Origin of the sequence: Nocardia sp. NPDC051787 (genome assembly GCF_040681325.1) — a bacterium.
Lineage (GTDB): Bacteria > Actinomycetota > Actinomycetes > Mycobacteriales > Mycobacteriaceae > Nocardia.
On the sequence record NZ_JBFAYO010000002.1, the window covers coordinates 106,543 to 128,378 of the forward strand.

Here is a 21,836-nt window from a genome sequence, read left to right on the forward strand (position 1 = left end):
GGAACGCCGAACTTCGCCAGGCGGTGTCGGTGCGGGCGAGTAACCTCAGCGGGTGACCTCTGTTCCTGGTGAGCCCCTGCTGCTGCTGGACGGTGCCAGTCTCTGGTTCCGCGCCTTTCACGCGATCCCGGAGAAGATCACCGCGCCCGATGGCCGGCCGGTGAACGCGCTGCGCGGTTTCACCGACATGGTGGCCGCACTGATCACCAAGTACGCGCCGGTCAGGCTGGTGGTGTGTCTCGATCTGGACTGGCGGCCCGCATACCGGGTGGAGCTGGTGCCGTCGTACAAGGCGCACCGCCTTGACACGTCCCCGGAGGCCGCCCCCGGTGCGGAAATGGTTCCCGACACCCTCACACCGCAGGTCGAGATGATCCTCGAGGTGCTCGACGCGGCCGGCATCGCGACCGGCGGGGCGGCGGGTCTGGAGGCCGACGACGTCCTCGGCACCCTGGCCACCCGGGAGCGTACCGACGCGGTGATCGTGGTCAGTGGCGACCGCGATCTGCTGCAGCTCGTGCGGGACGAGCCCGCGCCTCCCGTGCGGGTGCTCTACGCCGGACGCGGGCTGGCGAAGGCGGAACTGTTCGGCCCGGCCGAAGTCGCGGCGAAATACGGTGTGCCGCGGCGGAACGCGGGCCCGGCCTACGCCGACCTGGCCACGCTGCGCGGCGACGCCTCCGACGGCCTACCCGGAGTGGCCGGCATCGGCGAGAAGTCCGCGGCCACGCTGATCTCCCGTTTCGGCTCGCTAGACGCGCTGCGCGCGGCCGTCGAGGACCCCGACGCCGAGCTGTCCAACGGCGTACGCGCCCGGCTCCGGGCCGCCGAGGACTACCTGAAGGCCGCCGCGCCGGTAGTCCGCGTGGTCCGCGACGCCGACGTCGCGCTCTCCCGCTCCGACGTCCTCCCGACCGACCCCGCCGACCCGGACCGGCTGCGGGCCCTTGCCACCGCCTACAACGCCGAAAGCCCCGTGACTCGGCTGATCACCGCGCTCGGGGCACGCACCACCTGAGCCCGATACGAAGAACCCCTGCTTTCGAGCGAAGCGAGACCGAGCACTGCCCGTTCGCGGCCCGGCTCGCGGCCGAGTGGCCGACGCGTCCGTGACGAAGTCGCCGGCGGCGGTAGCTCGGACGCGAGCCATCCGAATACAGCTAGCTCGGCCTACCGACCTCGTAGGTGCCGTCGTCCTTGGTGATCTTGATGCTGACCTTCTTGGCCTCACCACTGACCTTCACGTCGCACACGAACGTGGCGTCGACCTTGACCTCCTGGCCGGAGGGGCAGGATACGTCGCTGACGTCCTGGATGCCGTAAGAGTCCGACAGCACCTTCTTCACGCCGTCCTGCACCGCCGCCTGATCCAGTTGATCCTTGGCGGTCAGCATGAGCACGAGGGCGACGATCGCACCGAGGACAACGACGCCGAGCAACGACAGGCCGATGACCAAACCCTTGCCTTTGCCGCCCTGCTGCGGCGGTTGCGACGTGGGGGCGCCCCACTGCGGCTGCTGCTGACCCCACTGCTGCTGCCCCTGCTGACCCCAGTCCTGCTGCTGCGGCTGACCCCATTGCGGCTGACCCTGGGCAGGCTGCTGACCCCACTGTGGTTGCTGTGGTTGCTGTGGTTGCTGTGGTTGCTGTGGTTGCTGCGGCTGCTGCCCCCACTGCTGCTGCGGCTGTCCCCACTGCTGCTGCGGCTGCTGCTCACCCCAGTGCTGGGTCGGCTGAGCCGAAGCCGGGGTCTGCGGCTGACCGCCCCACTGCTGCGTGGGACCCGCGCCCCCGGGCGCCTGCTGTCCACTCCACTGCTGGGTGGGATCGTTGCGTCCCTCCCCGGGTTCGTTCGGTCCGAAAGGGCCGCTCATCTGCTTGCCTCCACTCGCATCGTTGTACACACGGTAGCCCCCCGCACGGGCCTCGTCGCATGACACGACTCTTCCGCCACGGTCGGTACGCGAAAGAAATCAAATCACAATCGAATCCGCCGTGTTGACATTGGCGGCGTTCGCGGTGTCCGCCGTCGTCAGGCGAGCCACCGAACCCGTCGCCGACACCCCTCAGGCGGCGTCCACCGCGACGACACCGCGCCGGATCGCCCGCACCGCCTTGGCCGCCGTGGCGGCGACCTCGGGATCGTCGGCGGTGCTGTGGATCTGATCGAGCAGATCGATCACCTGCCTGCACCAGCGCACGAAGTCGCCCGCCGCCAGCGGTGCGCCCTGATCACCACTGGCGAGCAACGACTCGGCCAGCCCGTCCCCGCGCGCCCACTTGTAGACACCGGTGACGAAGCCCAGATCCGGTTCCCTGGTCGGCGGCAGCTTGTGCCGCGCCTCGTCGGTCCGCAGTTCGGACCACACGCCGATGGTCGCGCCCACGGCTCGCCGGATCGGCGCCGTCGGTCCGCTCGCGCCGAGATATCCGCCTTCCTGGCGGGACTCGTACACCAGGATCGACACGACACCGGCCAACTCGGCCGGACCGAGGCCGCGCCACAGTCCCTGCCGGAGGCATTCGGCGACCAGCAGGTCACTCTCCGCGTAGATGCGGGCCAGCCTGCGCCCCTCGGGGGTCACCTCGCTGTCACCGACGAACCCGCGTTCCTCCAGCAGACCGAGGATCCGATCGAAAGTGCGCGCCAACGAGTTCGTGGTCGCGGCAACCTTCTGGCGCATGGATTCGGTTTCGCGGAGCAACCGGCTGTAGCGCTCGCCGATCCGGGCCAGCTGCTCGCGATCGGGCCGGGTGTGCGCCGGATGCGCGCGCAGGCTGCGACGCAGCGTGGCCAGTTCGCGGTCGTCGGCCGCGGCGGAACGCTTGTCGCGCCGCGGCCTGCCCGGCACCGAGATTCCGGTGCTGCGCAGCGCCGAGGCCAGGTCGCGGCGAATGCGCGCGGTCCGGTGGTCCACCCGGCGTGGCAGCCGCATGTGTCCGAGCGCCTCGGCGGGCACCGGGAAGTCGGCCACCGACACCCGCCCCGCCCACTTGTCCTCGGTGAGCACCAGTGGGCGCGGATCGCCCGGCGTCGTGTCCGGTTCCAGGATCACCGCCAGCCCGGCGCGGCGCCCGGAGGGAATGGCCACCACGTCGCCGCGGCGCAAGGCGCCGAGCGCGTCCACCGCGGCGCCACGCCGGTCGGCGCGGTTCTGCTGGGCCAGCTGCCGTTCCCGCTGCTTGATCCGCTCGCGCAGGGCCAGGTAATCCAGGAAACCGCCTTCGGCGCCGCCGAGCTGATCACGCAGCTTGCGCAGCGCGGCATCGTTGCGCTCGATGCCGCGCACCAGCCCGACCACCGAGCGGTCCGCCTGGAACTGCGCGAACGATCGTTCCAGCAGGGCACGCGACTCGTCGGCGCCCATCCGATCGATGAGGTTGATCGACATGTTGTAGCCCGGCCGGAACGAGCTGCGCAGCGGATAGGTGCGGGTGGAGGCCAGGCCCGCGACCGCGCTGGTGTCCACCTCGGGCTGCCACAACACCACCGCGTGGCCTTCCACATCGATGCCGCGCCGCCCCGCGCGCCCGGTCAGCTGGGTGTATTCCCCCGGCGTGAGTTCCGCGTGCGACTCGCCGTTGAACTTGACCAGCCGCTCCAGCACGACGGTGCGCGCGGGCATGTTGATGCCCAGAGCCAGCGTCTCGGTAGCGAAGACGGCGCGAACCAAGCCGTTGACGAACAGTTCCTCGACGGTGTGCCGGAACGCGGGCAACATCCCGGCGTGGTGCGCGGCCAAGCCCCGATGCAGCGCTTCGCGCCACTCCCAGTAGCCGAGTATCTCGAGATCGGTCTTGGGCAGGTCACCGGTGTGCCGCTCGATGATCGCGTCGATCCTCTCGGCCTCGTCCGCGCGCCCCAGATCCAGGCGCGACCGCAGGCACTGCGCGAGCGCACCGTCGCAGCCCGCACGGCTGAAGATGAACGTGATGGCCGGCAGCAGGCCCTCGTCGTCCAGCTTGGCCAGCACCTCGTGCCGCGGCAGCGGACGAAAATCGCGCCGTGGTCCACCGCGGCCGTTGCGCGGGGCACCCCATCCGTTCATCCGGTCGGCGGCTTCCCGATGACGGATGAAGCGCACCAGGTCCTCGTCCACGAGCACTTTCTGTTCGGTGGACTTGGTGTCGAACAGGTCGAACATCCGCCGCCCCACCATGACGTGCTGCCACAGCGGCACCGGCCTGGTTTCGTCGACCACGACCGCAGTGTCGCCGCGCACGGTCTCCATCCAGGCGCCGAACTCCTCGGCGTTGCTGACCGTGGCCGACAGGCTGACCAGCCGAACGTCCGGCGGCAGGTGCAGGATGACTTCCTCCCACACCGCGCCGCGGAACCGGTCGGCAAGGTAGTGCACCTCGTCCATCACCACATACGACAAGCCGCGCAGCGCGTCCGAGGAGGCGTACAGCATGTTGCGCAACACCTCGGTGGTCATCACGACCACCGGCGCGTCCGGATTGATCGACTGGTCGCCGGTGAGCAGCCCGACGTTGTCGCGGCCGTGGCGCTCGGTGAGGTCGGCGAACTTCTGGTTCGACAGCGCTTTGATCGGCGTGGTGTAGAAACACTTTCCGCCCCCGACCAGCGCCAGGTGCACGGCGAATTCGCCGACGACGGTCTTGCCCGCCCCGGTCGGGGCGCAGACCAGAACGCTGTGGCCCTGCTCGAGCGCCACACAGGCGTCGCGCTGAAACGGATCCAGCCGGAACTTCAGCTCGGCGGAAAATGCGGCCAACTCGGCCGTCTGCGACCGGTGATCTGTCACTTGTCAGAGGGTATCGGAGTAGTCCGACACTGGTCGTGTGGATTTCTCCTGCGGAGTTGTGACCGACTCAGCCGGGTCGATCGGCTCGGGCGCGCCCAACTCCGAGGCTTCCTCGTCGGACAGCGCGCCCCAGCCTTCCCGCTCCTTGCGGGCCCGGCGCAGGTCGTTGATCCGGGAGAACTGGATGGCGACCTCGAACAGGACGGTCAGCGCCAGTGCCAGCGCCAGCATGGAGAACGGGTCCTGCGGGGTCACGATGGCGGCGAAGACGAACAGCCCGAACGTGATTCCGCGCCGCCAGGCCTTGAGCTTCTGATAGGTCAGCACCCCGATCAGGTTCAAACCGATGATCAGCAGCGGGGTTTCGAAGCTGACCCCGAAGATGATCAGCAACTGGATGATGAACCCGAAATACTGCGAGCCGCTCAGCGCGGTGATCTGCACGTTGTCGCCGATGGTGAGCAGGAAGCTCAACGCGTGCGCGATGATGATGTAGGCCAGCACAGCCCCAGCGGTGAACAGCACGGTGCCCGAGGACACGAACGCGATCGCGTACTTGCGTTCCTTGGCGTAGAGGCCAGGGGTGATGAACGCCCACAGCTGATACAGCCAGATCGGCGCGGCGAGCACGACACCGGCGGTCATGCCGACCTTCAGGCGCAAGGTGAACTGTTCGAACGGCGCGGTGGCCAGCAGACGGCATTCGCCGTCCGGGCTCAGCGCCGCGCGCGCCGAGGCGGGCAGCGAACAGTACGGCCCGCGCAGGATCTCACCCAGGCTCTCGATGCCCAGGAACGAATGCCCGTACCAGAGGAAGCCGAGCATGGTGGTGGCGATCACCGCGGCGATCGAGACCAGCAGGCGGTAGCGCAACTCCTGCAGATGCTCGACCAACGACATGGTGCCGTCGGGATTGGTCCTGCGCTTGCTGCGCCGCGGATCGAACGGGATTCGCATGGTTGGTGATCGCCCCTGGGTTGGTGTGCCTCGCTCGGCTCGGCAACAGCACTACGACCGGAGTGAGTTCTTCCTCACTCCGGCACGAGCGGACCCGCTCAGACCGACTTCGGCTCGCTGCGGGGCTCGGTCGCCGACGGCGTCGCCTGCTGCGCGGCGGGCAGCTGCGGTGCGGGCTGCGCAGCGCCGGCGTTCGGCGCGTTGCTCTCGTTCTGCATCTGGCTGACCTCGCTCTTGAAGATGCGCAGCGAGCGGCCCAGGCTGCGGGCCGCGTCCGGCATCCGCTTCGCGCCGAAGAACATCACGAAAACGACCGCAATGATCAGCCAGTGCCAGATGCTCAGACTGCCCATGATCTACCTCCCAAGACTGTGATGTCTCGATGCTACCGGACCGTGACGTGCGCGAACGCCGCCGTCACCGCTCGTTCGCCCGGTGTTCGGCCGACCCGCCCGCCGCGGCGTCCCGCAACTGCCGGAGTAGTTCCGGACCGCTCCAGGCGCGCCGGTCGCCCTGTTCGGCGGCCACGATCAATTCGATCAACCGCTGATTCACCGGCGTCGGCATCCCGACCATCGCGCCCAGCCCGACGATTTCGCCGCACAGCCAGGAGATTTCGGTCTTGCGGCCCAGTGCCAGATCGTCCGCCATGGACGACCGTGCCACCGGATCGATGGCGAGCACTTGCCCGGCCACCCGCTGGAACAGGGCGTCGGGGACCGTCAGCAGCGTGGCCATCAGACGGGGTGGCAGCGGGGTCAACCGCGCCGGGCGAATGCGCGCCCGGCTCATCACCGCGAGCGCCTCGCGCTGGGTCAGCGCGAGGCAGCGGCGATAGTCGCGGTCGGCGAGTTCCTCGCGCAGCGGGCGCCCGGACAGCGCGTTGATCGGGTTGTTCAGGTTGAGCAGCAGCTTCGCCCACTGCACCGGGCGCAGATCCGGATACCGGCGCAATTCGAGTCCCGCGCGCTCGAACACGTCCAGGAACGGCGTTAGCGCCGGGTCGTCCTGGACCGCTAGGCCGCCTTCGGTGCCGCGGTGGAAGCGTCCGCCGGGGTGGTGCACGACGTTGAACATCACCATGCCGGCCAGCACCACGCATTGCGGCAGGATCTCCCGGATCACCGAGTCGTTGCCGATGCCGTTCTGCAGGCTGAGCACCACGGTGCCGGGCCGGATCTTCCCGCAGAGTTCGCGCACCGCGTCCGCCGTGGCCGCCGATTTCACCGTGACGAGCACCAGATCGGCCGATCCGGCGTCATCTGGCTCGGTGGCGACGTGGAACCGGTCCGCGGTGAGCGCGTCGTCGCCTCCGTCGAGGTCGGTGAGCCGTAGCCCGGACGCGGTGATCTCGTCGAGCATCCGCGTGCGACCGACCAGGGTGATGTCCGCACCGGCCACGCCCAGCTTGCCGCCGACGAAGTTGCCGATGCTGCCCGCTCCGATCACCAGCACGCGACTGTTCACGCCGTTCCCGCCTCTCGTGTCCGGCGGAAGACCGGCACTCGACCGCTGCGTAAAGCGCCGGGCGAACTACCGCACATCGAGCCTCCGGTGCGTCGCCGCTCGGCGGCGCGCTGTTGGGTTGTCCCTCATCGGGCCTCCAGGTATCCGGCTTCCTCGTAGGCGGCCAGGGCGGCGTTGGACCGCTCGCGCACGGCCGCGACCAGTTCCGGCGGACCGAGAACGGTGACACCTGCGCCGAAACCGAGCAGCAGCCGTGCCATCCAGTCCAGCGTGGCGAACCGCATGGTCGCCTCCAGGCTGCCGTCCGGGTGTACCGCGAGCCGGTGCATCGGGTATTGATCGAGTACCCAAGCGTAGTCGGCGTGGATGCGCAACCGCGCCAGCGGAACCGCCGGATCGTCCTGGAACAGATCGAGGCCCGCGGTCGCATCGGTGGCGTGTTTCGGCGGCCGGGCCGGCTCGTCCAGTTCGGTCGCGGCCTCGATCCGGTCGAAGCGGAACAGCCGCACACCTTCGGCCTGCCTGCACCACCCTTGCAGATAGCTGTTGTCGTCCACGAGGACGATGCGAATCGGGTCGACGATGCGTTCGGACACCACATCGCGGCTGGCGGAGTAGTACACCAGGCGCACCACGCGACCGACCGCCAGCGCCGAGCGCACGGCGGCAACGGCGGGCGCTTCGGGCGGCGGCATGCGTGATCGCTCGTCCTCGGCGGGTGCCGACCCGCCCGCGATGGCCGATTCGATCTTGGCGATGGCCGCGTGCGCCGCGGTGGGGTCGACCATGCCCGGCATGTCCACGATCGAGCGCAGCGCGACCAGCAGTGCGGTCGCTTCGGTCGAGGTCAGCCGCAACGGCCGATCGATGCCGGCGGAGAAGGTGACCTCGATGCTCTCCTCGGAGAAGGACAGGTCGATCAGGTCGCCGGGGCCATAGCCGGGCAGCCCGCACATCCACAGCTGGTTGAGGTCGCTCATCAACTGCTTGGTGGTCACACCCAGATCGGCGGCGGCCTCGGCGGCGCTGATGCCGGGATGGGCGATGAAGTACGGAATCATGTTGAGCAGCCGCGACAGCCGGACCGAGAGCCGGGAACTCATGACGACATCACGCTCATCGAGCTCGCACCTCCGTGTGGTCGAACACCGAGCGCAGCCGGGCGATCACGTCCGACCTGAGGGCCTCGGGGGCGAGCACCACCGCATCCGGGCCGAGACCGGTGATGAGCCGGGCCAGCCAATCACGGGAACGCACCGGCAGTTCCACCACGGAGCCCGGGCGGCCGCCGATGGCACGCTCGCCGGTCACCTCACCGAGCCTGCGAATCTCACGTCCGCGGCCCTCCGCCACCCACACCGTGGCTGTTCCGCTGACCGGCGCCGTGCTGGTGACTTGGTCGACGATGGCGCGCAGGTCGACGCCCTCGGGCTTGCGGACCGCGTTGCGCGGCCCGTACGGGGTCACCTCGTCGCCGATCCGGGACAGCCGGAAGCTGCGCACCGCGTTGCGGGCCCGGTCGTGCCCGACCAGGTACCACCGGCCGTGGTGAGTGACCACACCCCACGGCTCGACGTCGCGCATCAGGTACGGGGCGTTGATCGCGCCGCGGTGCTCGAATCGCACCGCCTGCCCCGCGTCGATCGCGGCCAGCAGCTTGCCCAGCACCGGTTCCGACCCCCGAGTGCGGGCCGGTACGGCGGGCACCGACGCCACGGCGGCGTCGGTCTCCACGTGGATGCCCGCCGCGCGCAGTTTGAGCAGCGCGCCCTCCGCCGCCGCGGCGAGCTCGGGCGACTCCCACATCTGCACGGCCACCGCGACGGCGGCGGCCTCCTCGTCGGTCAGGTCGATATCGGGCAGTTCGTAGGCGTCCCGGTTGATCCGGTAGCCCTCCAGCGTCGAGTACCGGCTCACCGGTCCCACTTCCAGCGGAATACCCAGATCGCGCAGCTCGTTCTTGTCCCGCTCGAACATCCGGCTGAACGCCTCGTCGCTGGCGGAGTCCTCATATCCGGCGACACTGTCCCGGATCCGCTCCGCGGTCAGGAACTGCCGGGTCGACAGCAGCGCGATGACCAGATTCATCAGCCGCTCGACCTTGGATATCGCCACGCGATAGAGGGTAATCGGCATGGTGGCGTCGCCGCGCGGCGGCGCGCGATTCGCCTCGATCACATGTTCAGGAGATCAATTCCACCTGACAGGGCAGACCCGGCGCCTTGGTCAACTTCTCGTCGGCAGTCAACAGCGGAATATCCAATCGAGCCGCCAGCGCAACGTAGAGCGCATCGTAGAACGTCACCGTTTGCCGCAGTGCCCATGCCTCGATCGCGAGCCAGCCATGATGCGCGTACCGCTCGTCCACCATCGACTTCAGCAACCGGAGACCTGTGATTGCGGACTCTTCGTTGATCAGCCCCTGTCGCTCGTGCCGCCGCAGTACGTTCCCGACTTCCGCGTCAATCAGATGCGGCGAGTGGCATACCGACGATGCGATCCGCTCGGCGACGGCTGAGCCGACGGCATCCTTGCGCAGGAGCGCCTCTGCTGCCGCAGACGCGTCGAGCACCATCTCGTCACTCATCACGGGATTCCCGCAGCGCCGCCAGCACGGTCTCGCGGTCACCCCCTGGCAAGGGATCACGCTCTAGTGCGTCTCGGATGGCCGCCATGGCTTCCGCCTTGGTTCGCCGCCGCGCAAGCGTGATCAGCTCCCTACGCATATACGCCTGCAGCGACATCCCAGCGGCTTCCGCTCGGCGGCGAAGTACCTCGGCATCCTCTTCCGGAATATCGCGAATCTGGATCGTGGCCATAGCGCTATACTAGCGCTGCATCAGCGCCGAATCAGCGCTTCGTCACATCGAGGCGATCAGGCGATCCACGCGCTCATCGACCGACCGGAACGGGTCCTTGCACAGCACGGTGCGCTGCGCTTGGTCGTTCAGCTTCAGATGCACCCAGTCGACGGTGAAGTCGCGTCCCGCCTCCTGGGCGGCGGTGATGAAATCGCCACGCAACTTGGCCCTGGTGGTCTGCGGCGGGGTGTCGACCGCGGCGTCCACGGCCTCGTCCTCGGTGACGCGCTTGGCCAGACCCTTACGCTGCAGCAGGTCGAACACGCCGCGTCCGCGCTTGATGTCGTGGTAGGCCAGATCCAGCTGAGCGATCTTCGGATCGGACAGTTCCATGCCGTACCGGTCCTGATAGCGCTGGAACAGTTTGCGCTTGATCACCCAGTCGATCTCGGTGTCGACTTTCGCGAAGTCCTGCGCCTCGACCGCGTCCAGGGTCCGTCCCCACAGGTCGACCACCTGGTCGATCTGCGGATCGCGGTCCCGGTTACGCAAGTGCTCCACCGCGCGGGCGTAGTACTCCCGCTGGATGTCCAGGGCGCTGGCCTGCCTGCCGCCCGCCAGGCGCACCGGCCGTCGGCCGGTCAGGTCGTGGCTGACCTCGCGGATCGCACGGATCGGGTTGTCCAGGGCGAAATCGCGGAACGACACACCGGCCTCGATCATCTCCAGCACCAAGGCGGCCGTGCCGACCTTGAGCATGGTGGTGGTCTCGGACATGTTGGAGTCACCGACGATCACGTGCAGGCGGCGGTACTTCTCCGCGTCGGCGTGCGGCTCGTCGCGGGTGTTGATGATCGGCCGCGAGCGGGTGGTCGCCGAGGAGACGCCCTCCCAGATGTGCTCGGCGCGCTGCGACAGGCAGAAGGTGGCGGCCTTCGGCGTCTGCAGCACCTTGCCCGCGCCGCAGATCAGCTGACGGGTCACCAGGAACGGCAGCAGCACATCCGAGATCCGGGAGAACTCCCCCGCGCGGACCACGAGGAAGTTCTCGTGGCAGCCGTAGGAGTTGCCCGCGGAGTCGGTGTTGTTCTTGAACAGATAGATGTCGCCGCCGATACCTTCTTCGGCCAGACGCTGCTCGGCGTCGATCAGCAGCTCTTCCAGGACCCGCTCGCCCGCACGGTCGTGGGTCACCAATTGCGCCAGGTTGTCGCACTCCGCGGTCGCGTACTCCGGGTGCGACCCGACATCGAGGTAGAGCCGGGCACCGTTGCGGAGGAACACGTTCGAGCTACGGCCCCAGGACACCACCCGGCGGAACAGATACCGGGCCACCTCGTCGGGGGACAGTCGACGGTGACCGTGGAAGGTGCATGTCACACCGAACTCGGTCTCGATCCCCATAATTCGTCGCTGCACACCATCGACATTACAGCCATGACAGGGACTTGCGTGGGGCACCGAACAACCCGTATGCATACGTCTTCACAACGATTTGGCCCGCTTTGTCGGAATTTGCGCGTGCGAAACGGCGCTTCCGCCGGAAGGATGCCCACCTGAGCACCGTATCCGGACATGACGGCGCGGCCCGCGAACGAGCCATCGTTCGCGAGCCGTCGCGCCTCCCCATCCGGGTGAGTCACTCCGCTGAGGGAGTGTCCTCCCCCGGGGCTTCCTCGTCCTTCGACTCGGGCTTGCCGTTCTTGGACGCGGAGGTGCCGGCCTGCGCCGGGCTCAGCAAACGCTCCAGCGCGGCGTTGGTGACCCGGCGGAACGCCCGGCGTGGACGCGCCTGCTCCAAGGTGGCGACCTCGAGCGAGCTCACGCCGAGCACACGCTTCTCCTTCTCCGCGCCCTCCGGCACTCCCGCCTGCAGCGCGCGCACCGCGATGCCGACCGCCCCGGCCAGGTCCAGACCCGACTGGTAGGAGGCCTTCAGCGCGGTGACGATCGGCTCGGTCGTGCCGCCCATCACCACGAACTCCCGCTCGTCCACGATCGACCCGTCGAAGGTGATCCGGTACAGCACCGACTGCGCGGCCTGCTCCGGATAGCCCACCTCGGCCACGCAGATCTCCACCTCGTACGGCTTGAGCTGGTCGGTGAAGATCGTGCCGAGAGTCTGCGCGTAGGCGTTGGCCAGCGCGCGGCCGGTGACGTCGCGGCGGTCGTACTGATAGCCGCGGATATCGGCCTGCAGGATGCCGCCCCTGCGCAGGTTCTCGAACTCGTTGTACTTGCCGACCGCGGCGAACCCGACCCGGTCGTAGAGCTCACTCACCTTGTGCAGCGTCGCGGACGGGTTCTCCGCGACGAACAGCACACCCTTGTCATAGGTCAGCACCACGACGCTGCGCCCCCGAGCGATGCCTTTGCGCGCCAGCTCGGTCTTGTCGCGCATGATCTGTTCGGCCGACGCGTAGTACGGCAACGTCATGATCAGGCGCTCCCTTCTTCGACGGCCTCGCGGTCGGCGACGATCCCGCGAGCGATCTCCGCGAGCCGCGACTCGGTCACCTCGACCGCACCCTCCTCATCGATCAGAATCGCCGTCGGGAAGATGCCGCGCACCAGATCCGGGCCACCCGTCGCGGTGTCGTCGTCGGCCGCGTCGTAGAGCGACTCGACGGCGATGCGCAGCGCGCGGTCCTGATCGATTCCCTTGGCGTACAACTTCTTCAGCGCGGACTTCGCGAACACCGAGCCGGAACCGACCGCGGCGTACCCGAAACGTTCCTCGCTGCGTCCACCCACCACATCGAACGACACGATACGGCCCACTTTGTCCGGATCGGTGGCGTCCAGGTCGTAGCCGACCAGAATCGGCACCACCGCCAGGCCCTGCAGGGCCGCGGGCAAATTCTCCCGCACCATCTTCGACAGTTTGTTCGCCTTGCCGTCGAAGGTCAGCGACACGCCCTCGAGCTTCTCGTAGTGCTCCAGCTCCACCGCGAAGATCCGCACCATCTCCACCGCCATGCCCGCGGTGCCAGCGATGCCCGCAGCGGAATAGCTGTCGGTGATGAAGACCTTCTCGATGTCCCGGCTGGCCAACAGGTTTCCCTGGGTGGCACGCCGGTCACCGGCGATCAGCACACCGCCGCGGTAGCTGACCGCGACGATGGTGGTGCCGTGCGGAGCGATGTCCTTCGCGGAAGTGCCGCCGGAAATTCCGGCGGCACCCTGTCCGAACCTCATGGCGGGCAAGAGGTCCGGGGCATGCACGCGTAGGTATTCGGAGAAGGAAGAGAGGGCGTACCCCAGGTGGAGACGCGAGGGGTCACCGACTGTCACTGGCCACCTTTCTGCACGTACGCGCGGACGAAGTCCTCGGCGTTCTCCTCGAGCACGTCATCGATCTCGTCGAGCAGGTCGTCGGTTTCCTCCGCCAGCTTCTCGCGGCGCTCCTGACCGGCGGCGTCTACACCGTCCGGGCCCTCGTCCTCGTCGCCGCCCCCGGCGCGCTTGGTCTGCTCTTGTGCCATGGCAGCCGACCTCCTCTGTCCTCATCATGACCGGTACCCATCGTGAGCACGATCCCGATCATGAGCATTGTCCGTGCTCGTCCCTCAACACTACCTACCAGCACCGACAGTGTGCCGATTTTGCCGCCGTGCGGTGTCAGGTGGTCAGTTGCTCGACCAGGTCTGCGGCGGTGTCCACGCCGTCGAGCAGCTTGCCGACATGCGCCTTCGTGCCGCGGCGCGGTTCCAGGGTGGGGATGCGCACCAGGGAATCGCCGCCCAGATCGAAGATCACCGAATCCCAGCTCGCGGCCGCGATGTCGGCGCCGAAGCGGCGCAGGCATTCGCCGCGGAAGTAGGCGCGGGTGTCGGTGGGCGGGTTGGTCATGGCGTCCAGCACCTGCTGTTCGGTGACCAGACGCTTCATCGAGCCGCGGGCGACCAGGCGGTTGTAGAGACCCTTGTCCAGCCGCACGTCGGAGTACTGCAGATCCATCAGGTGCAGCTTGGGGGCCGCCCAGCCGAGGCCCTCCCGGTGGCGCATGCCCTCGAGCAGGCGCAGCTTGGCGGGCCAGTCCAGCAGGCTCGCGCACTCCATCGGGTCGCGTTCGAGCAGGTCCAGCACCATGGCCCAATTCTCGATGATGCCCTGAACGCGCTTGTCGTCGTTGCCGGTGCGGTCGACGAACTTGATCACCCGGTCCAGGTAGACGCGCTGCAGTGCGAGACCGGTGAGTTCGCGCCCGTCGGCGAGCGCGACGGTTGCGCGCAGCGTCGGGTCGTGGCTGATCGTGTGCACCGCGGTGACCGGGCGGGCCAGCTGCAGATCCGACAGGTCCTCGCCCGCCTCGATCAGGTCGAGCACCAGGGCGGTGGTGCCGACCTTCAGGTAGGTCGACATCTCGGCCAGGTTCGCGTCACCGATGATGACGTGCAGCCTGCGGTATTTGTCGGCGTCGGCGTGCGGTTCGTCGCGCGTGTTGATGATCCCGCGCTTGAGCGTGGTCTCCAGGCCGACCTCGACCTCGATGTAGTCCGAGCGCTGGGACAGCTGGAACCCGGCCTGGTCACCGGACTGGCCGATGCCGACCCGGCCGGACCCGCAGATCACCTGTCGGGACACGAAGAACGGCGTGAGGCCGACGATGATCTGGTTGAACGGGGTCTCCCGGCTCATGAGGTAGTTCTCATGGGTGCCGTAGGAGGCGCCCTTGCCGTCGACATTGTTCTTGTACAGCTGCAGCCGCGGCGCCCCCGGCACGCTCGAGGCATGCCGTGCCGCGGCCTCCATCACCCGCTCGCCTGCCTTGTCCCAGATCACCGCGTCCAGCGGGTCGGTGACCTCCGGCGCGGAGTATTCCGGGTGGGCGTGGTCCACGTAGAGCCGAGCGCCGTTGGTGAGGATCATGTTGGCCGCACCGACCTCGTCGGCGTCGATCACCGGAGCAGGGCCGTTCATCCGGCTCAGGTCGAATCCCCGCGCGTCACGCAGCGGCGACTCCACCTCGTAGTCCCAGCGGGTGCGCTTCGCACGCGGCACGCCCTCGGCCGCGGCGTAGGCCAGAACCGCCTGTGTGGAGGTGAGGATCGGGTTGGCCGACGGCTCGGTTGGGGTCGAGATGCCGTATTCGACCTCTATTCCGATGATGCGCTGCATGATGTCGAGCCTAGGCGACGCACCCCGCCGCACCTGTCACGACCGGCGGAGTTGAATGTCATACCGCAGGTGGTACTTACGGAGGACCCGTCGTGGCGCAGGTCGGCGCGATAGTCTGGGCATGACCGAATCGATTGCCGACCCGTGCGCCGACACGCCGGGCCGCCGCGGCACGGCGGCTCCGCGGAAGTCATCCGCACCTGCCCGGCTCATCGCCTTGGACGTGCTACGCGGCATCGCCATTCTCGGCACGCTCGGCACCAACATCTGGATCCTGACCAACCCGCGGGGGCTGGTCGGCTACCTCCAAGAGCTGGGCGGGTCATCCGGCGGATGGATGTGGACCGAGCGAGTGCTCCAGCAACTGGCGCAGGGCAAGTTCCTCGGGCTGCTCACCATCATGTTCGGCATCGGCTTGGCCATCCAGCAAGGCTCGGCGACCAAAGCCGGGCGGCGCTGGCCGGGCAAGTACCCGTGGCGCGCGGGACTGCTGTTCCTGGACGGCCTGCTGAATTTCGTGCTCGTCGCCGAGTTCGACGTGCTGATGGGCTACGCCGTGACCGGCCTGGTCGTCGCGTTCGTGCTGGCCACCGGCGAGCGCGCGCAGCGACGCTGGCTGGTCGGCGCGGTAAGCGTGCACGTGGCCATGCTGACCTCGATCGCGATCGCCATGACCTTTGTACCGCAAGAGGATGCGGCGGCGGATCGGCCACTGGACCCGAATCCCTACGCGGATGGGTCGTTCTGGGATCTCGCGCTGTTCCGGCTGGAGAATGCGGGGCTGTTCCGGATCGAGGCGGTCTTCGTGTTCGCGATGTCGGTCGCGCTGTTCCTGGTCGGCGCCCGGTTGTTCCGCGCGGGAGTGTTCCGCCCGGATGGCGCGCGGATCCGCAAGCGGCTCATGATCATCGGCTTGGGCGTCGCCGCGCCGATCGACCTGATCGCCGGTACCGCGGGTGGCGGCGACCTCATCCTGTTCACCCGCTACGGCAGCGCTCCGTTCGTCTCTCTCGGCATCCTCGCGGCGGCAGCCGAGTGGTACGTGCGGCGGCCCCGGGCCGGATTCGCCGGGCGTCGGCTCACCGAGATCGGCCGGACCGCGCTCAGCTGCTACATCCTGCAGAACCTGGTGGCGTCCATCCTGTGCTACGGCTGGGGTTTCGGGCTCGCCGCGCGGGTCTCGCCGGGCGACCGCGTTCCATTCACCGTCGGGGTCTATCTGCTGGTGTCGCTGATCATCGCCCTCGGCGCACACCTGTGGTTGCGCCGCTTCGAGCGGGGGCCGGTGGAGTGGTTGTGGCACGTCAGCTACCGGGCGCTGACCCGAGATCGATGACGTCCACCGGCCCTGCCCGCGTCCTCGACCGCCTCGCTGTGGTCGAGCACGCCGCCCGGCAATTGCCGCCGGTGAAGTGCTCGCACGGCCGAATCCAGCTGCGTCACTTCACGTCTCGCGCTGAATTTCGCAATCCCAGGCCGGAAATAGCGGACATCGTGGTCGGCGACCGCTACCGTCGAGCTGTGACGCTCGCCGACCGCTACCCCTTGCTGCACGCGCCGACGCACTGGGCCTGGGGTGATCTGGACGTGCGTTTCTCCACCACGCTTCCGTCCGACGAGCTGGTCACCAATATCCACGTCGTCTGCTTCGTCGGCGAGGAGATCGTGCTCTGCCGCGACGATCGCGACGTCTGGCTGGTCCCGGGCGGCACCAGGGAGCGCGGCGAGTCCGTCGACGCGTGCGTTCGCCGGGAGTTACGCGAGGAGGCGGGCGCGCGCCCGGTCGGCCCGATCCGATGGTTCGGCGCCCACCACGCGACGAGTAACCGGTCCGCGCCGCACCGCGAGTGGCAGCCGCATCCGCATAAGGCGTGGCTGTGGTGCACGGCGGACGTGGTACTCGACTCCGCACCGACCAACCCCGAGGATGCCGAACAGGTCCTCGAGGTCCGCACCTTCCCCGCCGCCGAGGCCATGCGGCGCGCCCGGACCGATGGCGATCATATGAGCGAACTCATCGCATTGGCCGTCGAACTCCATCGCTCGGCGGCTCGGCCGACCGCGGATCGGAACCGCCCCGCGTAACCGCATGAACTGCCCGAATACGGTAGGACTGGCGAATCCGCCGGACCGGGAGCGGCAAGCTCCGCCCGCCCGCCCACCGTCCGTGGAACTGGGGCAGAATCGAGATATGGCAACGGCAACCTGGCACGGCCGCGTCCTCGCGACCAGCGACGACACCATCATCGTGGAGGGCAACCACTACTTCCCGCCGGATTCGGTGCGCCCGGAGTTCTTCCAGCCCTCCGACACCAACACGATCTGCCCGTGGAAGGGCACCGCCAGCTACTACACCGTGGTGGTCGACGGCGAGACCAACCCGGACGCCGCGTGGTACTACCCCGACCCGAAGCCCAAAGCCGCGCAGCTCAAGGATTACGTCGCCTTCTGGCGCGGCGTGGACGTGACCGACAACTGACCCGAAACCTTCCTCGGCGCCCGCACGCCGGGAGCAGCCCCTGATGAAGGCTGGACCGACAGCGCGGACACCGTCGGGATCGCCGACATCTACGCCGATGTGGCCACCACGAGTCGGCGCAGTCGTCGACGATCTGCTGCCGCGTCACCCCGCGGACGGAACGAGCGAGCGGCACACCGTCGTCACCGCGGCGCTGCACTTGCCGCCCGCGCTGGTGCGGATGGGCTCGGTGCGCGGCGCGGATGTCGCGCGACGCGAGACCATCGAGGCGAAAATGGCTCGCGTTCCACCTACCTGGTTCTCTATCGTCGTTCTCGGTTGCGTAAGGGGCGCACCGGAATCTCCGGATCGCGTTCCCCGTGTCGGCGCAGCCACGTCCTTCAGGTGGGCGCAGACCTTTTAAGTCTGTTGGGGTTCGATTCCTCTCCCGATGTCCTCCGTCATGGCCACATGCGCCAGACGCGGCCCTGCGGGCCGGCCGGCACCGTCCGGCAACGCCCCCGCCGCGTCGCCGCGGCCGTGACGGAGGCATCTGAAGGACAACGCGCACAACGACTTACGTCGGGGGAAGGAGCGAGACCATGTACACCACGGTGATGGAGTGGCAGCGCACGCTGCTGTACCGGGACGGCACGCTGGAGCGGGTTCTGGAGCCGGGACGGCACCGGTACGACGCGAAGCGCTGCACGCTGATCGAGGTCGATATGCGTCCCCGGTTGCTGTATGTCACCGGGCAGGAGTTGCTCACCCGCGACGGGCTGGCACTGCGCGCCAGCTACACCGCGCAGTGGCAGGTCACCGATCCGGTCGCGTTCACCACGGGCGCGCAGAACGCGGAGACGGTGCTCTACGCCGCGGTCCAGGACGCGGCCCGTGGCGCGGTCGCGGCGCACACGCTCGACGAGCTCATCGCCGATCGCGTTTTGCTCACCGGTGATCCCGGCGAGATCGGCACGGCCGTGGCGAGCTTGGGCATCCGGGTCGCCGGGGTCCGCGCTCGCGATCTGATGCTGCCCGGCGAACTGCGCAAGGCAGCGCTGGAGACGGTGCTGGCCAAGGAACGCGGCCGCGCCGAGCTGGAAAAGGCGCGTGCGGAGGCGACGGCGTTGCGCTCGCTGGCCAATACCGCGCGGCTGCTCGAGCAGCACCCGGCGCTGTTGCGCCTGCGGACGCTGCAGGTCGCGACCGTGCCCGGCGCGCAGATCGTGCTGGATCCACGCGACAACGCCTGACCACCACACCGCACACGCGGACGCCGAGCCGTCGACCGGGCTTCGCGGCTCGGCGCCCCGTGTTTCGAGGCGGAAGTGGTAATCGGATCGGGACAGCGAATTGCCGCTGCTCGGTTCGGAGGAACCGGCTCGCTGTTTTTGCCCAGCCACCGTCAGACCGCGGCGGCGCACGGAACCAGGTCGGGTTCAGTCGGCCGCGCGGGCCTCGACGTAGTACTCGGCCGAGATGGTCTTCAGGACCTGCCGGACACCCAGCGGCGCCCAGCTCGCGGACCGGTCGTGCCGAACCACCGGGTCGGTCAGCTCGACGACCTGTCCGCGGGTCTCCAGCGCGAATCCACCCGCGGCGCGAATGTTCTTGACCCAGTCGACGTTTCGCCCGTACGTCAGCGCGATGCGGTAGGCGCCGTCCTGGTCGAAGACCATCACCGGAGTCCGATAGGACCGCCCGGACTTCCTGCCTTTGTGTAGCACGATGCCGAAGCCAGGCGCCCGGCCCGCGACCAGGCCCGTGGTCGGGTTGGTGACATGCCGGTTGAAATTCGCCAGTGCGTGCGGAAGCACCATGGGCGGCGATCCTCTCTCAGGGTGGCGTGCGGTGTTCACGTTACTCTCGATCAATGTCCGCTCCGCCGCATCGTGACTCGCCGTACACCGGAGACCCGCGCATCGAGCCGATCGCGGTCTACGACCCGGCGGGCAACCCGATCGGCGCCGCGGAGCGCACTACCGTCTACCGCGACGGATTGTGGCATGCCAGTGCCGGTGTGCTGCTGCGTTCGCGCGACGGCACACGGGTCTACGTGCACCGCCGCACCGACACCAAACTGGTGTTCGCGGGTATGCACGACTGCCTGGCGGGCGGGGTGGTCGCGCCGGGCGAATCACCGCGCGACACCGCCCTGCGCGAACTGGCCGAGGAATTGGGCGTCACGCCCGAGCCCGAAGAACTCGCCCCACTGGCAACCACCACCTGGGACGGCGAGTGGGACGACCGGCCGATGCGCTGCCATCTGTTCGCGTACGAACTGCGCTACGACGGGCCGGTCCGGCACCAACCCGACGAGATCGCCGAGGGCTGGTGGTGGACCGACGCCGAGCTGCGCGCGCATCTGGCCGACCAGGATTGGCCGTTCGTCCCCGACACCCGGCTGCTGATCCCCGACCTGCTCGCCGCACGGCGACCGGAGGACGCGGCGGGGCACCCACCATGATCAGCTGGACGAGGCGACCGATCCCGCCCAAGCGGCGAACGCGCCGGGGTTGCGGGTCTGCAGCAGCACCCGGCCGGGACCGGTGAAGTCGAACACGAATCCTTCGCCGGACTTCAGCGACTGGATCGAACGGCCTGAAACCGCCCGCCGGATGGTGAAATTCATCGCCAAGTCGTAGGCGACCACATGACCGGTGTCGATCGTGATCGGCTCGCCCGGCTGCAGATCGATCACATCGATCGCGCCGAACACGCCGACGACAACCTCTCCCGCACCGTGCGCGCGCAGACCGAAACCGCCCTCGCCGCCGAAGAGGTTCGCGAAGCCACCCCATTTGCCCTCCACCTGCACGCCGGAGGAATTGGCGATCCAGCCGCCGCGGCTGATGAAGAACGGCCGCTCCTGGGTGATCTGCAGGTTCAGCATGTCGCCGGGTAGCGCGGGTGCAACGTCGACCCAGCCGCCCTCCGGCGGCGCGGTGAACGTCGAGACGAAGAACGATTCGCCGGCCAGCATCGACCGCTTCAACCCGGCCAGGATGCCGCCTTCGGCCTTGGCCTGCAACGTGACTCCCGCCGAATGGGCGACCATGGCGCCGCTCTCGACGCGCATCGGTTCGCCCCCGGCGAGAAAGCACCGCGCGACGGTCGAGGCGGGGCTGTGGCGCAGTTGTACCTTCATGCCCGCCGACCCTACCCGCAGAGCCGGAACCGTAGGGTGGGCCGGATCCGCTCCATACAGCGGACACCGCTACGCGATCTCGGCTGGATCGGCTCGCGAATACGGACGCCGGGATGGGTGCTCGTCAGAGCAGGTCGCGCAGCGCGGCTTCGTCGCGCGCGACCACCGCCGCGCCGTCGACGGTGAGCACGATCGGGCGCTGGATCAGGTTCGGATGTTCGACGAGCGCCTCGATCCACCGGTCCCGGTCCGCGGCGGTGCGTCCCCAGCTCGCCATGCCGAGGTCCTTGGTGATCTGTTCGCCGGTGCGGGTGATGTCCCATGGTTCGGCGCCCAACCGCCGCAACACCTCTCGGAGTTCGGCGGCGGTCGGCGGCTGATCCAGGTACTTCCGCACGGTGTAGTCGACACCGGCATCGTCCAGGAACGCCGTGGCGTTGCGGCTCTTGCTGCACCGCGGGTTGTGCCAGATCTCGGTATGCCCGGAAGTCATACAGGCAGGGTACCGAGGGTGCTGACGGCGATAGTACGGACCACGGTGCAGGCGGATCTCGGCCGTACGGGGGCGTACCGCGGTGCGTGCTTCGATACTGGGTGCATGAGCGAGGCATCTGTTCCCGATTCGTCCGAAAACCCTTACGGCACACCGACCACATCCGGTCCCGAACCCATCCGGTCCTACCAGAAGGTGGTCAACCGGATCGTGCGGACCCTGCTGCGCGTGCCGGGCGTCGCCGGCGTCGTCGGTACACGGCTGATGATCTTGCACGTCGTCGGGCGTAAGTCGGGCACGGTCTACGACGTGCCGTTGGCCTACACCAAGCACGGCGACACCCTGCTGATCGGAACCGCCCTGCGCCCGTGGGTCAAGAATCTGCGCGCGGGCGACCCCGTGCGGGCATCGTTCGGCGGCAAGCCGCGCGCGTTCGACCCCGTGGTCCACACCGACGAAGCCGACGTGCTGCGGCTCTACGAGATCGTCGCCCGGGACAACCCGCAGAACGCGAAGTTCAACGGGATCGGCTTCGCCGCCGATGGCACACCGTCGAAGGCCGACATCTACCAGACCTGGCAGCAGGGCGGCGTCGTGGTCGAGCTGACCCCGCGTTGAGCAC

General features: G+C 68.4%; 25 protein-coding genes. 8 read left to right on the top strand and 17 right to left on the bottom strand.

Going from position 1 to position 21,836, the window contains the following annotated elements:
- The first annotated feature begins 52 nt into the window (after positions 1–52).
- Positions 53–1,018 carry a 5'-3' exonuclease gene (locus tag AB0M45_RS02430; protein ID WP_364322056.1) on the top strand — a complete coding sequence of 322 codons (966 nt, stop codon included), beginning with the start codon at positions 53–55 and terminating at the stop codon, positions 1,016–1,018.
- A gap of 142 nt (positions 1,019–1,160) precedes the next feature.
- Here the strand turns inward: AB0M45_RS02430 and AB0M45_RS02435 are convergent, their stop codons facing one another.
- From AB0M45_RS02435 to dop, 14 genes are all read right to left on the bottom strand, one after another.
- On the bottom strand, positions 1,161–1,874 hold the full coding sequence (locus tag AB0M45_RS02435) for a DUF4333 domain-containing protein (protein WP_364322058.1): 714 nt from the start codon (positions 1,872–1,874) through the stop codon (positions 1,161–1,163).
- Between the two features lie 192 nt (positions 1,875–2,066).
- On the bottom strand, positions 2,067–4,769 hold the full coding sequence (locus AB0M45_RS02440) for an RNA helicase (RefSeq protein WP_364322060.1): 2,703 nt from the start codon (positions 4,767–4,769) through the stop codon (positions 2,067–2,069).
- A gap of 3 nt (positions 4,770–4,772) precedes the next feature.
- Positions 4,773–5,726 (bottom strand): twin-arginine translocase subunit TatC, encoded by a 954-nt coding sequence (gene tatC, locus AB0M45_RS02445; protein WP_364322062.1) that lies wholly within the window; start codon positions 5,724–5,726, stop codon positions 4,773–4,775.
- 98 nt (positions 5,727–5,824) lie between these two features.
- Entirely contained in the window at positions 5,825–6,079 is a 255-nt protein-coding gene (gene tatA, locus AB0M45_RS02450) for a Sec-independent protein translocase subunit TatA (protein WP_364322064.1), read from the bottom strand.
- Positions 6,080–6,143: 64 nt separating this feature from the next.
- Positions 6,144–7,193 carry a 2-dehydropantoate 2-reductase gene (locus AB0M45_RS02455; protein ID WP_364322067.1) on the bottom strand — a complete coding sequence of 350 codons (1,050 nt, stop codon included), beginning with the start codon at positions 7,191–7,193 and terminating at the stop codon, positions 6,144–6,146.
- A 125-nt stretch (positions 7,194–7,318) separates the two neighbouring features.
- Positions 7,319–8,296 carry a YafY family protein gene (locus AB0M45_RS02460; protein WP_364322069.1) on the bottom strand — a complete coding sequence of 326 codons (978 nt, stop codon included), beginning with the start codon at positions 8,294–8,296 and terminating at the stop codon, positions 7,319–7,321.
- A 13-nt stretch (positions 8,297–8,309) separates the two neighbouring features.
- Entirely contained in the window at positions 8,310–9,308 is a 999-nt protein-coding gene (locus tag AB0M45_RS02465) for a YafY family protein (RefSeq protein WP_364322566.1), read from the bottom strand.
- 67 nt (positions 9,309–9,375) lie between these two features.
- Positions 9,376–9,780, bottom strand: a complete 405-nt coding sequence (locus AB0M45_RS02470) for a type II toxin-antitoxin system VapC family toxin (protein ID WP_364322071.1) — start codon at positions 9,778–9,780, stop codon at positions 9,376–9,378.
- On the bottom strand, positions 9,773–10,012 hold the full coding sequence (locus AB0M45_RS02475) for an antitoxin (protein ID WP_364322073.1): 240 nt from the start codon (positions 10,010–10,012) through the stop codon (positions 9,773–9,775). Before AB0M45_RS02475 ends, AB0M45_RS02470 begins: the two co-directional genes overlap by 8 nt.
- Positions 10,013–10,054: 42 nt before the next feature.
- Positions 10,055–11,413 (bottom strand): Pup--protein ligase, encoded by a 1,359-nt coding sequence (pafA, locus tag AB0M45_RS02480; RefSeq protein WP_174186519.1) that lies wholly within the window; start codon positions 11,411–11,413, stop codon positions 10,055–10,057.
- 220 nt (positions 11,414–11,633) lie between these two features.
- Positions 11,634–12,431 carry a proteasome subunit alpha gene (gene prcA, locus AB0M45_RS02485; RefSeq protein WP_364322076.1) on the bottom strand — a complete coding sequence of 266 codons (798 nt, stop codon included), beginning with the start codon at positions 12,429–12,431 and terminating at the stop codon, positions 11,634–11,636.
- 2 nt (positions 12,432–12,433) lie between these two features.
- On the bottom strand, positions 12,434–13,288 hold the full coding sequence (gene prcB / locus AB0M45_RS02490; protein WP_364322078.1) for a proteasome subunit beta: 855 nt from the start codon (positions 13,286–13,288) through the stop codon (positions 12,434–12,436).
- A complete protein-coding gene (locus AB0M45_RS02495; RefSeq protein WP_014986166.1) occupies positions 13,285–13,479 on the bottom strand; it encodes a ubiquitin-like protein Pup in 195 nt (64 codons plus the stop codon). The genes prcB and AB0M45_RS02495 overlap by 4 nt, the downstream gene beginning before the upstream one ends.
- Positions 13,480–13,615: 136 nt before the next feature.
- Entirely contained in the window at positions 13,616–15,115 is a 1,500-nt protein-coding gene (gene dop, locus AB0M45_RS02500; RefSeq protein ID WP_364322081.1) for a depupylase/deamidase Dop, read from the bottom strand.
- 121 nt (positions 15,116–15,236) lie between these two features.
- Between dop and AB0M45_RS02505 the strand changes: the two genes are divergently transcribed.
- From AB0M45_RS02505 to AB0M45_RS02525, 5 genes are all read left to right on the top strand, one after another.
- Positions 15,237–16,451: a DUF418 domain-containing protein gene (locus AB0M45_RS02505; RefSeq protein WP_364322083.1), complete on the top strand. Its 1,215-nt coding sequence runs from the start codon at positions 15,237–15,239 to the stop codon at positions 16,449–16,451.
- Positions 16,448–17,200: an NUDIX domain-containing protein gene (locus tag AB0M45_RS02510; RefSeq protein ID WP_364322085.1), complete on the top strand. Its 753-nt coding sequence runs from the start codon at positions 16,448–16,450 to the stop codon at positions 17,198–17,200. The genes AB0M45_RS02505 and AB0M45_RS02510 overlap by 4 nt, the downstream gene beginning before the upstream one ends.
- Before the next feature lie 106 nt (positions 17,201–17,306).
- Positions 17,307–17,594: a DUF427 domain-containing protein gene (locus AB0M45_RS02515; RefSeq protein ID WP_364322087.1), complete on the top strand. Its 288-nt coding sequence runs from the start codon at positions 17,307–17,309 to the stop codon at positions 17,592–17,594.
- A gap of 97 nt (positions 17,595–17,691) precedes the next feature.
- Entirely contained in the window at positions 17,692–17,997 is a 306-nt protein-coding gene (locus AB0M45_RS02520; protein WP_364322089.1) for a hypothetical protein, read from the top strand.
- 178 nt (positions 17,998–18,175) lie between these two features.
- Positions 18,176–18,826, top strand: coding sequence for a slipin family protein (locus tag AB0M45_RS02525; RefSeq protein WP_364322091.1), 651 nt, complete (start codon positions 18,176–18,178; stop codon positions 18,824–18,826).
- Between the two features lie 186 nt (positions 18,827–19,012).
- On the opposite strand, the gene AB0M45_RS02530 is transcribed toward AB0M45_RS02525, so the two are convergent.
- The gene (locus tag AB0M45_RS02530) at positions 19,013–19,393 is read right to left on the bottom strand and encodes a nitroreductase family deazaflavin-dependent oxidoreductase (protein WP_364322093.1); all 381 of its coding nucleotides are present in this window, start codon (positions 19,391–19,393) and stop codon (positions 19,013–19,015) included.
- 53 nt (positions 19,394–19,446) lie between these two features.
- On the opposite strand from AB0M45_RS02530, the gene AB0M45_RS02535 reads away from it, so the two are divergent.
- Positions 19,447–20,040 (top strand): NUDIX domain-containing protein, encoded by a 594-nt coding sequence (locus tag AB0M45_RS02535; protein ID WP_364322095.1) that lies wholly within the window; start codon positions 19,447–19,449, stop codon positions 20,038–20,040.
- On the opposite strand, the gene AB0M45_RS02540 is transcribed toward AB0M45_RS02535, so the two are convergent.
- The gene (locus AB0M45_RS02540; protein WP_364322097.1) at positions 20,041–20,721 is read right to left on the bottom strand and encodes a TIGR00266 family protein; all 681 of its coding nucleotides are present in this window, start codon (positions 20,719–20,721) and stop codon (positions 20,041–20,043) included.
- 124 nt (positions 20,722–20,845) lie between these two features.
- Positions 20,846–21,214, bottom strand: a complete 369-nt coding sequence (locus AB0M45_RS02545; protein WP_364322099.1) for an arsenate reductase family protein — start codon at positions 21,212–21,214, stop codon at positions 20,846–20,848.
- A gap of 105 nt (positions 21,215–21,319) precedes the next feature.
- Here AB0M45_RS02545 and AB0M45_RS02550 point away from each other — a divergent pair, with 105 nt between their 5' ends.
- A complete protein-coding gene (locus AB0M45_RS02550; protein ID WP_364322101.1) occupies positions 21,320–21,832 on the top strand; it encodes a nitroreductase/quinone reductase family protein in 513 nt (170 codons plus the stop codon).
- Positions 21,833–21,836 lie beyond the last annotated feature (4 nt).